Consider the following 11408-nt stretch of genomic DNA (forward strand, 5'->3'; position numbering starts at 1 on the left):
ACCGGCCCGACGTGCGGGTCCTCGGCACCCCCGTCCGGTTCGCCGAGCTGCGTCGCGACAGCTACCTCGTCGCCGCCGACGACGACCCGGTGCAGCCCTGGACGGGCGGGTACCGCACCGCGCAGCGCCTCGGCGGAGCCTGCCGGCTCGTCCTGGCCCCCGGCGACCAGGCGGGCGCGCTGATCGCGCCGCCGTCGGTGGCGACCGGGTTCCGCGCGGCACCCTGCTCCACCGGCGACGGCGTGGCGCAGCGCTGGCGGGCCCGGGCCGAGGCCGTGGAGGGCTCCTGGTGGGACGACCTGGCCGCCTGGCTGGTCGAACGCTCCGGCACGATGCGCGACGCGCCCCCGGAGCTGGGCGGGCGTCGCCTGCGCCCGGTGTTCCCGGCTCCGGGGACCTACCTGGGCGAGACCGCCCCGGTCTGAGGGTGGGGTCCGGGATCATCACACCCGGGGCTGTCCGGACCCCACCGCCCGGCCGCGGCACCTAGGCTCGGCCGTGATGACCACTTCCAGCTCCCGGCCCGTCGGCGGCGCGGGCCTCGAGGAGCACGACGTGCTCGTCGGCGGCCGTGCCCTGCGCGTCGTGCGTCGCCCCGCCTCCGGCCCGGGCCCCCGCCGCACCCCGCTGCTGTTGTGCAACGGCATCGGCGCCGCCACCGACGTGCTCGACCCGCTGGTCGCGGCGCTGCCCGCGGACCTCGACGTCATCCGGTTCGACCCGCCGGGCATCGGCGGGTCGGCGGTGCCGCGGATGCCGTACCACCTGACGTGGATGGCGCACCGGCTCGGGCAGGTGCTGACCAAGCTGGGCGTGCGGGAGGCCGACGTCCTGGGGTTCTCCTGGGGCGGGATGCTGGCCCAGCAGCTGGCGATCAGCCGTCGCCGCCGGGTGCGCAAGCTCGTGCTGGCCGCGACCGGTCCGGGGGCGCTGATGATCCCGGCGTCGCCGCGGGTGATGGCGATCATGACCTCGCCGAAGCGTCACCAGGACCCGTCCTACGTCGACGCCGTCGCCGCCCGCATCTACGGCGGCTCGCTGCGCGACCACCCGGAACGGGCCGCGGAGGCGCTCGGCGCGGGGGCCCGGCGCGGCCCGATGCGCGGCTACTACTACCAGCTGATGGCGCTCTCGGGCTGGACCAGCCTGCCGCTGCTGCCGGCGATCACCGCGGACACCCTGATCATCGCCGGCGACGACGACCCGATCGTCCCGCGCGGCAACGCCACGATGCTGCACCGCGGGATCCGCCGCTCCCGGATCAGCCGCTACCCCGGCGGCCACCTGGAGCTGCTGCTCGACCCGGAGCCGTTCGCCGCGGAGATCGACGCCTTCCTGCGGTCCTGAACCCGCTACCGCGGCCCCGGCCGAGCGGGAGCGCGCGGGTGGACGCACGATGGCCGGGTGGCGACCCCCGCACGGACGACCGGTGAACGCACGACGCCCGCACGCCCGCCCCGGGGCGCCGTCCTGCGCCCATGGCGCGGCCCGGCGGACTCCGCCGCACTGGCCGCGCTCGACGACGGCGCCCCGGGCATCGGCGTCACCTGCGGACCGGAGTGGCACGACGACGCCGCGGCCGACCCGGCGCGGCTGCACCTGCTCCTGGAACGCCCGGGCGAGCCCGGCCCGGCGGGCTACATCGTGCTGGCCGCACCCCGCGGCCCGGAACCGGGGGTCGAGCTGCACCGGCTCGTGGTCCACCCCGACCGGCGCGGCACCGGGGCCGGGCGGGCCCTGCTCGGTGCCGCCCTCGCCGTCGCCGGGGTGCCCGGAGCGACGGACGCCGCCCCCGGCTGGCCGCCGTGGGCGGGCCCGGGGCGGTTGTGGCTCGAGGTGGCCGCGGACAACGTCGCGGCGCTGGCGCTCTACCGGTCGGCCGGGATGGTCACCGAGACCGTGCTGCGCACGGTGCCCGGCGACCCGTCCTCCACCCCGCTGCGGCTGCTGCTCGCGCGGGGCTGAGGGGGCTTACTCCCCGTCGCCGCCACCCGGGGGGAGCCCCTCGAAGATCTCCTTGCACCGCGGGCACACCGGCGATCCCGGCTTGGGCGACTTGGTCACCGGGAAGGTCTCGCCGCACAGCGCCACGACCATGTTCCCCAGGACCGCGCTCTCGGCGATCCGGTCCTTCTTGACGTAGTGGAACATGTCCGGCCGGTCGTCACCGGTCTTGTCGGTGGTCTCCGGCCGGGTGTCGACCTCGGGCAGCGTCGTCGTGGACATGGCGCCCATGATGCCCGAGAGCGACCTCAGGGCGGGGAGGCGGTGCCGCCTCCCGTGGTCCCGGTGGGCTGTTCGTCGTCGGTGGTGGGCCGGGGGCCGGCGGGATCGTCGCCACCCTGGTCGATCACCGGACGCGGACCGGCCTCGATCGCCCGGTGGTCCTGCCGGTGCCGGTTGGGCGTCTCCGCCTTGCGCGGCAGCCGGTCGTTCGCGATCAGCACGGCGATCCACGGCAACGGCACCGAGATCGCGAGCAGGGTCACCGCGACCCAGGGGATCTGGTAGAAGACGCCGGCGAGGATCATGCACGGGATCCGCATGCCCATCGTCCACTTGTAGCGCCGCTTGCGGATCTCCAGTTCCTCTTCGTAGGACATCTGCGCGTCCGTGATGAGAACGGGGTCCACGCGTCGCCGCTCAGCCACTGTCGAACCACCTCCCTTTCCATGGTGACACCCCTACGCGATCCCCGCGCGGGCGCCCGCCGGTCGCCTCGCGCACACCCGCGGGCCCGCCGTCGACGGTGGGGTCGAGCGTCTCCCAGCGGCGCAGCCGCGCGGCGAGCAGCCGCGACCACCAGACGACGTCGTCCGGGGTCGCCGCGATCGACAGCGCGGCCGCGGGCAGCCGCTCCCGCAGGGTCTGCGCGGTGGACTCCGGATGGCCCGGGTCCCCGGTCCAGGCCAGTACCTGCACCGGCACCGTGATCCGCTCCAGCTCCTCCGGTGCGGGGAGGTCGGTGGCGGCCGCGCCGCGCAGGATCGCCGGGAGCAGGTCGGCGCGCACGTCGGGCCCGGTCCGCGGGCGGCCCCGGGCGGCCGGGGGCAGGTCCGCGTCGTCGGCACCGGCGTCGAGCGCCGCGACACCGTCGGCCTCCACGGCCGACGCGGACCGCTCGTAGTCGCGGGACCGGGCGCGGCGGGTTCCCCAGGCGGTCGGCGGCAGCATCAGGGTGAGGCTGGCGAACCGGGCCGGGTCGGCCAGCGCGGCGTGCAGCAGCGTCCCGGCGCCCATCGACGGCCCGACCCCGTGCACCCGCTCCCCCGGCACGACGTGGTCGAGCAGCCCCAGCAGGTCCCGGGCCAGCGCGGGCCACCGGTAGTCCGCGGGATCGGTGGTACCACCGGAGCGGCCGTGGCCGCGCGCGTCGTAGCGCAGCAGCCGGACGCCCTCGACCCGGGAGGCGATGTCGAGCCGCATCAGGGCCTCACGGCGACGGCTGGAGGTGAGGCCGTGCAGCGCCACCACCGCCGGACCGCCGGAGGTGTCGCGGACGTCGAAGTCCAGTGTCGCCCCGGCGATCCCGAACGTGGCCATGCGCTACGCCTCCCGATCTTCGTCGGCCTAGGTTATGGCCATGCGGCTGACGAGCGTGACGCACCTGCGCCTGCCCTACGGGACGCTGCTCGGCTACGACGTCGCCGTCGGCCGGACCGGGCACCCGGTCCCGGTCTCGTTCGACCAGCGCCGCCATGTCGGCCGCGGGGACCGGCCGGGCTCGTGGATGGCGATCACCTGCCGGCTGCCCGCGGTGGACCTCGACGTGCTGGCCGGGGCCTGGCTGGCGGTGCTGCGCCGGCACGGGACGCTGCGCACGGTGTTCTCCCCCGGCCCGGACGGCCCCCGGCTGCACGAGGTGGACCTGCGTCCCGGCCGCTGGGTCACCCACCCGGTCGCGCCCGGCCAGGCCGTCGACGACGCCGTCCGCCGGATGCTCGACGAGCGCTGCACCCCCTACGCGGCGCCGTCGCACCGGCTCTGCGTGATCCTCACCGCGGACCGGCCGACGCTCGTCGTGGCCGCCGACCACGCCCACGTGGACATGTGGTCGCTGCTGGTGGTCCTGCGCGACCTCGTGCAGGGCCTGGGCGGGACGCTGCCGCCCGGCACCGTGCGCCCCTTCGCCGAGCACACCGCCGCCCTGGCCGGCCGGGAGCCGGCGCCCGACGGGGTCCGGCAGCGCTGGGCCGAGATCCTGGCCGCGGGCGGCGACGTGATGCCCCGCTTCCCGCTGCCGCTGGGCGAGCTCACCCCCGCTCCCCCGGAGCGCGTCGAGGTGCGTGACGTGCTCGGCGTCGACGACTGCGCGCTGTTCGAGCGCCGGGCGCGCGGGTCCGGGGTCTCGACGCTGGCACTGGTCACCTCGGTCATGACCCGCACCACCCGGGAGCTGGCGCACGCCCCGCTGCGCGCGGTGTTCCCCGTGCACAGCCGCTACGACGACCGCTGGCACGGCTCGGTCGGCTGGTTCATCACGAACGCGGTGATCGACGCGCGCGACCCGGATCCGCGGGCCTGCGCCGACGCCGTCCGCGAGGCCGTGCGGCTCGGCTCCTGGCCGCTCGACGACGTGCTGGCCCCGTGGGGCGGGATGCCCGAGGCGCCCGGCATGTTCGCGATCTCCTGGCTGGACCTGCGACGGCTGCCGGTGCGCATCGACCACGCCGGGCTGGACGCGCAGTACGTCAGCTCGGCGGGCGACGCCGACGGCGTGATGGTGTGGTTCGTCCTCGACGAGGCGGGCCTGCACCTGCGCTGCCGTTACCCCGACACCGACGAGGCACGGGAGAACGTCGGCGCCTGGCTGGACCGGGTCGTCGACGGCGTCCGGTCCAGCGCCCACCCGGCGGGGGCGGACGTCGTGCTGGCCGGGGACCGGCTCGTCGTCGACCGGGCCACCCGGGCCGACCTCGCGGCGGTCGTCGCGCTGCTGTCGGGTTCCGGGGACGCCGACGCCGACGACCCGGACCTGGCGCCCTACGAGGAGGCCTTCGACGCCCTGGACCGCGACCCCGGCCGGTTCCTCGCGGTCGCCCGCGCCGGCGACGGCCGGGTGGTCGCGACCGTGCAGCTCACGATCCTGCCCGGGCCCGCCCTGCGCGGCGCGACCCGGCTGCAGGTCGAGGGGCTGCGGGTCGCCGTCGGGTGGCGACGGCGCGGGGTCGGGTCGGCGCTGGTGGAGTGGGCGCACGAGCACGGGCGGGCCCGCGGCGCCGTCCTGGCGCGGGCCGGGGACACCGCCGGGGACGGGCCGCACCGGTTCCTGGCGCGGCTGGGCTACGAGCCCGACCGGGCCGGGTACACGCGGCCGCTCTGACCCCCGCCGTGCCCGGGCCGCCGGTCAGGCGCCGTCGGGCCCGTTGCCGAGCAGCGGCTCGTCGGCGGAGCGGACCTCGGAGCCGGGCAGGCCGTCGGGGTGCTCGTCGCGGACCCGGTCCAGCGCGTCCAGTGCGATCCCGAGGTGCTTGCGCTTGCTCGCCTCGTAGAACGCCCGCGCGCCGCCGGCCAGCTTGGGCTCGGCGTGCAGCGGCTTGTCCGACACGCACAGCAGCGTCGCGTTCGGGATCCGGTAGCGGAACCCGTTGGCGGCGATCGTCGCGGACTCCATGTCCACCGCCACGGCGCGGGCCAGCCGCATCCGGTGCAGCGTCGCGGCCTGGTTGAACTCCCAGTTGCGGTTGTCGGTGGTGTGCACGACCCCCGGCCGCCAGGTCGCCTCGGCCGCGCCGAGCGCATCCATCAGGTAGCCGTTGAGCCGGATGCTCGGGATGACCGGCACGTCGGCCGGGAGCACCTCGTCGAGCACGTGGTCGGCCCGCTGGTAGGCGGTGGCCAGCACGAAGTCGCCCAGCTCCTGGCGGTTCCGCAGGCCCCCGCAGTGCCCGATCATGATCATGGTGTCCGGGCGGAGCACGGCGAGGTGGTCGGTGACGGTCTTGGCGTTGGCCGGGCCCACGCCGATGTTCACCAGGGTCACGCCGTCGCCGTCGGCGCCCGCGTGGTGGTAGGCGGGCATCTGGACGCCGGCGCGGTCGGGCCGCTCGGCGTCGGGGAAGCGCTCCAGGAACGACTCGACGTGCATCGCGTAGTTGGTGAACAGCACGTGCCGCTGGAAGGACTCGGCGGGGGTGCCGGTGTAGTGCGAGAGGCGGTCCAGCGAGAGCGCCATGCGCTCCGGGCCGAACAGGAACAGCTTCTTGACCCGCAGGTCGAAGCGGTCCTCGTCGAGCGCGGCGAAGAACTCCGGGTCGGTGAACGCCCGGGCCGGGCGGGCCGCGCGGGCGGTGACGGTGGCCCCGGCGGCGAGCAGGCCGCGCAGCTCCCGGTGCAGGTAGCGGCGGATAGCGCACGGCCGGGCGAACTCCCCGGAGATGCGTGGGTTGTGCGTCGACCAGGGGCGCACGACCTCGAGTTCGGGGTACCAGCCGTCGTCGTAGACCGACTGGAGGGCGTCGAGCAGCCGGGCGATCTCGTGGTCGAGCTTCTCGGCCGGGACCGGCGGGCGGACCTGCTCGATCATCGCGGGCGTCACGACGCGTCCCCGTCGTCGGCGCCGTGCGCGTGCAGCGCGCCCGGGGCGACGGCGACCGCCGACACGATCTCCAGCACGCGGCGGGCGAGCCCGTCGGTCAGCCGGTAGCGGACCAGCCGCCCCTCGCGGTGGGCGGTGACCATGCCGTGCGCGCGCAGCAGGCGCAGCGCGTGCGAGACGGCCGAGTCGCTCATCCCGACGGCGACGGCGAGGTCGGAGACGCAGAGGTCCCCGGCATGCTGCAGCGCGAGCAGCAGCGACAGGCGGTTGACCTCGCCCAGGACGTCCAGGACGGTCGCGACCTCGGCCACCTTGGTGGCGTCGGCGAGCACCGCGACGGCGTCGCAGACCTGGTCCGGGTCGATCACGCGTGCGCCGGCGAGCGCCTCCGGAACCTTGTGCACGTCCGTGATGCTAGCCCTGCCGGCGGATCACTTCGCCGCAGCGGCCTTCTTCTCGCGCGCCGCCGCCTTGATCGCCTTCTTCGTGTCGCGCACCTCGAGCAGGGTCCGGGAGTCGACGACGTCGGCCGCGGAGAGCCGGGTGCCGTCGGCGCCGTAGTCCCCGGCGGCCTCCCGCCAGCCGTCCGGGGTGACCCCGTACTGCTTGCCGAGGATCGCGACGAAGATCTTCGCCTTCTGCTCGCCGTAGCCGGGCAGCGCCTTGAGCCTGCGCAGCACCTCGCGCCCGTCGGGGTCGTCGCGGGTCCAGATCGCGGCCGGGTCCCCGTCCCAGTCCTCGACGATCGCGCGGCACATCTCCTGCACCCGCCTGGCCATCGAGCCGCCGTAGCGGTGGATGGCGGGCGGGGTGGTCGCCAGCGTCGCGAAACCCTCGGGGTCGTGGTCGGCGATGACGCGCACGTCGAGCCCGCCGAGGCGCTCGTGCAGCTTCAGCGGGCCGCGGAACGCGACCTCCATCTGGATCTGCTGGTCGAGCAGCATGCCGATCAGCAGCGCGAGGGGCTCGCGTTCCAGCAGCGCGTCGGCCTCCGGTTCCTGGGCGATGCAGATCCCGCTCATGCCGCACAGGATGGCACGCGACAATGGGGGGGTGCTCCCCCATCTCGACGCCGGTGACATCGAACGCGTCCGCGGCTGTCTGCTCGACGCCGGCTACACCCCGGACGGCGTGCGCGCCCTGCTGGGCCGCTCCGCGCACGACGCGCTGACCCGCGGCGAGCCGGAGCCCGCCGCCCGGGCCAGCCGCGACGGCGGGGAGCTCGGCACCCTGGTGCGGCTGTTCCTGCTGGAGGACACCGAGCCCGAGCCGGCGGTGACCGCGGCGCTCGGCGACCTGGACCCGCTGCTGGAGGGCCGTATCCTGCGCCGCACCCCGGAGGGCATCCGGGCCGCGCTGGACGTGCGCCCCTACGGCGAGGGCCCCGGCGCCGACGGCGAGCCGGGCACCGACTGGTGGGTGGTGTCCGACATCGACACCCCGGCCGCGCGGCAGGACCGCGAGCACGTCACCGGCGTCGGCGGGGCGTCGCTGACGCTGGCCGCGGCGACCGTCCGCCGCCCGGTCGGCACCCTGCTCGACCTGGGCACCGGCTGCGGGGTGCAGGCGCTGCACGGCTCCCGGCACGCGCTGCGGGTCACCGCGACCGACGTGCTGCCGCGCGCGCTGGCGCTGGCCCGGCTGTCGCTGGGGCTGTCCGGGGTGGAGGTCGACCTGCGCGAGGGCCCGTGGTTCGCCCCGGTGGCCGGGGAGCGCTTCGACCAGGTGGTGTCCAACCCGCCGTTCGTGCCGGGCCCGCCGCGGGTGGACTACGTCTACCGCGACTCCGGTGCGGCCGGGGACTCCGCGCTGGCCGGACTGCTGGGTGAGCTGCCCGGCCTGCTCAACCCGGGCGGGGTCGCGCAGCTGCTGGGGTCGTGGCTGCACGTGCGCGGCGAGGACTGGCCGGACCGGGTGCGGTCCTGGCTGCCCGACGGCGTCGACGCCTGGGTCCTGCAGCGCGAGGTCGTCGATCCGGGCCTGCACGTCGGCACCTGGCAGCGCGACGCCGGGCTGGTCCCGACCTCCCGGGCGGCCCGCGAGCAGGCCGGGGCGTGGCTGGACTGGATGGCCGCCGAGCGGGTGGAGGGGGTCGGGTTCGGCTTCCTCATGCTGCGCCGCACCGACGGCGAGCCGACCGTCGTGGTCGAGGACCTGCCCGGCGAGCTGGGCGAGGGCCTGGGCCGGGAGATGACCGGCTGGCTGGACCGGGTGGACTGGCTGCGCGCCCACACCCGCGACGAGGACCTGCTCGGCGCACGGCTGCTGCTCGCCCCGGAGACGGTGCTCGAGTCGGCCTCGTCGGTCGACCCGGACGGCGGCTGGGCCGAGCTGTCGACGACCGTGCGCCGCTGGGGCGGCCCCGGCTGGGAACACCCCGTCGACGCCCCGGCCGCGGCGCTGCTGGCCGGCTGCCGTGGCGACCTGCCGCTGTCCGAGCTGCTCGCGCTGCTGTCCTACGCCCACGACCTGCCGGTCGACGCGCTCGTCGCGGCGACGCTGCCCGCGGTGCGGGAGTTCGTCCGGCACGGCCTGCTCCAGCCGGTCGACGGCTGGCCGCACCCGGTGCCCGCGCGGACCGCGGCCGCGTCGCCGTCGGGGCCGGTCGGGTGAGGGCCGTCGTCGCCCGCGTACGACGGGCGTCGGTGACGGTCGAGGCGCCCGACGGCACACCGCTGCGGGTGTCCGGTGAGATCGGGCCCGGGCTGCTGGTGCTGCTCGGCGTGCACGCCGACGACGTCGGCACCGACCCCGCCGCGACCGCGCGGAAGGTCGACACGATGGCCCGCAAGCTGCACGAGCTGCGCATCCTGCGCGACGAGCGCTCGTGCGCGGACTCCGATGCCCCGCTGCTCGTGGTCAGCCAGTTCACCCTGTACGGCGGGACCCGCAAGGGACGCAGGCCGTCCTGGTCGGCGGCGGCCCGCCCGCAGGACGCCGAGCCGGTCGTCGACGCGGTGGTGGCCGCGCTGCGCGGGCGCGGCGCCACCGTCGGGACCGGGGAGTTCGGCGCGCAGATGGCCGTGGAGTCGGTCAACGACGGCCCGTTCACGGTCCTGGTCGAGGTCTGAGCCCGGTACCGGTCCCCGGTCTCAGCCGTCTCTCACCGGACTCTCAGCCGGAAAGGGGACGATGGAGACATGGTCGCCTACCTGCTGTCCTGGTTGTTGGGGCTGTTCCAGCTCGTGCTGGTCGCCCGGGTCGTCGTGGACTGGATCGACGTGCTCGGCTCCGGGCGCGGCGGCGCCGTGCTCGACACCGCCCGCCGCATCACCCACGGCCTGACCGAGCCGGTCGTCGCCCCGATCCGCCGCCGCGTCCAGCCGGTCCGGATGGGCGCGGTCGGGCTCGACCTGTCGGTGCTGATCGTGTTCGTGGCCGTGCTGCTGGCGCGGCTGGTCGTGGTGCCGCTGATCCCGTTCTGACCCCGGGCCCGGGGTCAGGGGCGTGGCCCGAGCCGCAGCGCGACGACCCGGCCGTCGTCGTCGAGGTCGGCCTCGGCCCGCCCGTCGGTGACACCGCCGTCACGGTGCACCCGCACGGCCCACTCCGCGGTGTCGCGGGCGACCTGCTTGCGGGTCGGGTCGACGGTGAACTCCCCGTCGAGCAGCTCGCCGAGGTGGGCGAGCAACGGCACCGGGGACGGCCGCTCCCGGAACGGTGCGGCCGAGGTCAGGGTCGCGTCCGGGGTGACGGCGGCCGCGAGCGCGACCGGGTCGCCGTCGCGCACCGCCCGTTCGAAGGCCAGCGCGCCGAGGAACCGGTCGGCCGCGGCGGCGCCCCGGCGCTGCAGGTGGTCGAGGAACGCGACGTCGCGGTCGATCTTGGAGGCGGCACCGAGCAGCCGGGACCGCACCGCGCCGGCCGGCATCTCCAGCACCCGGACGGTCACCTGCCGGTAGCCCGAGTCCGGGCCGAGGCTCCCGTCGGCGAGCAGCCGGTCGATCGTCTCGATGAACCCGAGCTCCTGATTGAGCGACAGGTTGCCGGCCAGTGCGTTGCGCCGGTCGGCGATCTCGATCGGGCTGCGCGGCTCGTCGTCGATCTCCGACGGGTTGATCTGCACGACCCACAGCTCGTCGGGGTCGGTGTCGAGCAGGTCGCGGGTGGGCGGGTTCTGCGAGAACAGCCCGTCCCAGTGGACGCCGCCCGCGGTGTGCACCGCGCGGAACAGGGTGGGGATCGCGGCCGAGGCGAGCACGGTCTCGGCGGTCAGGGTGTCGGTGCGGCTGGAGAACGCCCGGAACTCCCCCGTCAGCACGTCGACGGCGCCGAGCAGCAGCAGCGGCGCGGTGCCTGCCGGGTCCGGACCGATGGCGGCGAAGTCGACGTGCCGCGAGACCAGGTCGAGGAACTGGCGGGTGCCGTCGAACGGGCGCGGCACCAGGTACGGGGTGCCCGCCGGGACGAGCCCCAGCCCCTGCAGCGCACCCGCCGTCACCACGCCCAGGTTGGTGAGGCGCTCCAGCGGGGTGCGGGCGGCGTTGTCGGCCCAGAACTCCTCCAGTGCCGTCGCCGCGGCCTCGCGCCGGTCGGGGGTCTGGCCGTCGCGCAGCCGGTCCCAGGCGACGAGTGCGCAGATCGCGCCGCCCGAGGTGCCCGAGATCGCGACGACCTCGGCCGGGTCCGCGGCGGAGCCGAGCGCGTCCGAGCGCAGCAGCCGGGCCAGGACGCCCGCGGTGAACGCGGTGTGGCTGCCCCCGCCCTGGCAGGCGATCGCGATGCGGCGGGGCAGGGTGCGGGGGCTCACTGGTCCACCCTCCGGGTGTCGGTGATCGTGATTGGGTTGCCGATGCGCCCGAGGTGCCGCTGGGTCATCGCCCTGCTCGCTCGACTCGGTTGAGGTCCAGCATGAGATCTGCGGGGCCCA

At 75.9% G+C, this 11408-nt stretch carries 13 protein-coding genes and 1 pseudogene; 7 read left to right on the forward strand and 7 right to left on the reverse strand.

Going from position 1 to position 11408, the window contains the following annotated elements; all coding sequences use genetic code 11:
- The 3 genes and pseudogenes from NH602_RS21420 to NH602_RS21430 all read left to right on the forward strand — a co-directional run.
- A pseudogene (locus NH602_RS21420) lies at positions 1 to 425 on the forward strand (hypothetical protein); the annotation flags it as partial.
- A gap of 76 nt (positions 426 to 501) precedes the next feature.
- Positions 502 to 1347, forward strand: a complete 846-nt coding sequence (locus NH602_RS21425; RefSeq protein ID WP_253068734.1) for an alpha/beta fold hydrolase — start codon at positions 502 to 504, stop codon at positions 1345 to 1347.
- Between the two features lie 57 nt (positions 1348 to 1404).
- On the forward strand, positions 1405 to 1965 hold the full coding sequence (locus tag NH602_RS21430) for an N-acetyltransferase (RefSeq protein ID WP_179760271.1): 561 nt from the start codon (positions 1405 to 1407) through the stop codon (positions 1963 to 1965).
- 6 nt (positions 1966 to 1971) lie between these two features.
- Here NH602_RS21430 and NH602_RS21435 read toward each other — a convergent pair whose 3' ends face one another.
- Genes NH602_RS21435 through NH602_RS21445 form a run of 3 tightly spaced genes read right to left on the reverse strand, consistent with a single transcriptional unit; the run spans position 1972 to position 3543 of the window.
- Positions 1972 to 2226, reverse strand: a complete 255-nt coding sequence (locus NH602_RS21435; protein WP_073577143.1) for a DUF3039 domain-containing protein — start codon at positions 2224 to 2226, stop codon at positions 1972 to 1974.
- Between the two features lie 26 nt (positions 2227 to 2252).
- Complete coding sequence (locus NH602_RS21440; RefSeq protein WP_073577047.1) at positions 2253 to 2651, reverse strand: DUF3099 domain-containing protein; 399 nt, start codon at positions 2649 to 2651, stop codon at positions 2253 to 2255.
- A complete protein-coding gene (locus tag NH602_RS21445) occupies positions 2644 to 3543 on the reverse strand; it encodes an alpha/beta fold hydrolase (RefSeq protein ID WP_073577048.1) in 900 nt (299 codons plus the stop codon). Before NH602_RS21445 ends, NH602_RS21440 begins: the two co-directional genes overlap by 8 nt.
- 40 nt (positions 3544 to 3583) lie before the next feature.
- Here NH602_RS21445 and NH602_RS21450 point away from each other — a divergent pair, with 40 nt between their 5' ends.
- A complete protein-coding gene (locus tag NH602_RS21450; protein WP_253068735.1) occupies positions 3584 to 5323 on the forward strand; it encodes a GNAT family N-acetyltransferase in 1740 nt (579 codons plus the stop codon).
- 24 nt (positions 5324 to 5347) lie between these two features.
- Here the strand turns inward: NH602_RS21450 and NH602_RS21455 are convergent, their stop codons facing one another.
- The 3 genes from NH602_RS21455 to NH602_RS21465 are packed head-to-tail and all read right to left on the reverse strand — an operon-like array spanning position 5348 to position 7560.
- Positions 5348 to 6538: an AMP nucleosidase gene (locus NH602_RS21455; RefSeq protein WP_253068736.1), complete on the reverse strand. Its 1191-nt coding sequence runs from the start codon at positions 6536 to 6538 to the stop codon at positions 5348 to 5350.
- On the reverse strand, positions 6535 to 6942 hold the full coding sequence (locus NH602_RS21460) for a helix-turn-helix transcriptional regulator (protein ID WP_062402532.1): 408 nt from the start codon (positions 6940 to 6942) through the stop codon (positions 6535 to 6537). The genes NH602_RS21455 and NH602_RS21460 overlap by 4 nt, the downstream gene beginning before the upstream one ends.
- A 27-nt stretch (positions 6943 to 6969) precedes the next feature.
- The gene (locus NH602_RS21465) at positions 6970 to 7560 is read right to left on the reverse strand and encodes an HhH-GPD-type base excision DNA repair protein (RefSeq protein ID WP_179760274.1); all 591 of its coding nucleotides are present in this window, start codon (positions 7558 to 7560) and stop codon (positions 6970 to 6972) included.
- 31 nt (positions 7561 to 7591) lie between these two features.
- Here NH602_RS21465 and NH602_RS21470 point away from each other — a divergent pair, with 31 nt between their 5' ends.
- The 3 genes from NH602_RS21470 (at position 7592) to NH602_RS21480 (ending at position 9963) form a co-directional block, all read left to right on the forward strand.
- Positions 7592 to 9151: a methyltransferase gene (locus tag NH602_RS21470; RefSeq protein WP_073577050.1), complete on the forward strand. Its 1560-nt coding sequence runs from the start codon at positions 7592 to 7594 to the stop codon at positions 9149 to 9151.
- Positions 9148 to 9609, forward strand: coding sequence for a D-aminoacyl-tRNA deacylase (gene dtd, locus NH602_RS21475; RefSeq protein ID WP_253068737.1), 462 nt, complete (start codon positions 9148 to 9150; stop codon positions 9607 to 9609). The genes NH602_RS21470 and dtd overlap by 4 nt, the downstream gene beginning before the upstream one ends.
- Before the next feature lie 69 nt (positions 9610 to 9678).
- Complete coding sequence (locus tag NH602_RS21480; RefSeq protein ID WP_062402520.1) at positions 9679 to 9963, forward strand: YggT family protein; 285 nt, start codon at positions 9679 to 9681, stop codon at positions 9961 to 9963.
- Positions 9964 to 9977: 14 nt separating this feature from the next.
- Here NH602_RS21480 and NH602_RS21485 read toward each other — a convergent pair whose 3' ends face one another.
- Positions 9978 to 11288, reverse strand: coding sequence for a patatin-like phospholipase family protein (locus NH602_RS21485; RefSeq protein ID WP_253068738.1), 1311 nt, complete (start codon positions 11286 to 11288; stop codon positions 9978 to 9980).
- Positions 11289 to 11408 lie beyond the last annotated feature (120 nt).

Origin of the sequence: Pseudonocardia sp. McavD-2-B (genome assembly GCF_024124365.1) — a bacterium.
Taxonomy (GTDB): Bacteria; Actinomycetota; Actinomycetes; order Mycobacteriales; family Pseudonocardiaceae; genus Pseudonocardia; species Pseudonocardia alni.

Excerpts from the sequence above, each read along its gene's own strand:
- NH602_RS21425 (WP_253068734.1), top strand. The coding sequence starts at position 502 with ATGACCACTTCCAGCTCCCGGCCCGTCGGCGGCGCGGGCCTCGAGGAG.
- NH602_RS21435 (WP_073577143.1), bottom strand. The coding sequence starts at position 2,226 with ATGTCCACGACGACGCTGCCCGAGGTCGACACCCGGCCGGAGACCACC.
- NH602_RS21445 (WP_073577048.1), bottom strand. The coding sequence starts at position 3,543 with ATGGCCACGTTCGGGATCGCCGGGGCGACACTGGACTTCGACGTCCGC.
- NH602_RS21450 (WP_253068735.1), top strand. The coding sequence starts at position 3,584 with ATGCGGCTGACGAGCGTGACGCACCTGCGCCTGCCCTACGGGACGCTG.
- NH602_RS21465 (WP_179760274.1), bottom strand. The coding sequence starts at position 7,560 with ATGAGCGGGATCTGCATCGCCCAGGAACCGGAGGCCGACGCGCTGCTG.
- NH602_RS21480 (WP_062402520.1), top strand. The coding sequence starts at position 9,679 with ATGGTCGCCTACCTGCTGTCCTGGTTGTTGGGGCTGTTCCAGCTCGTG.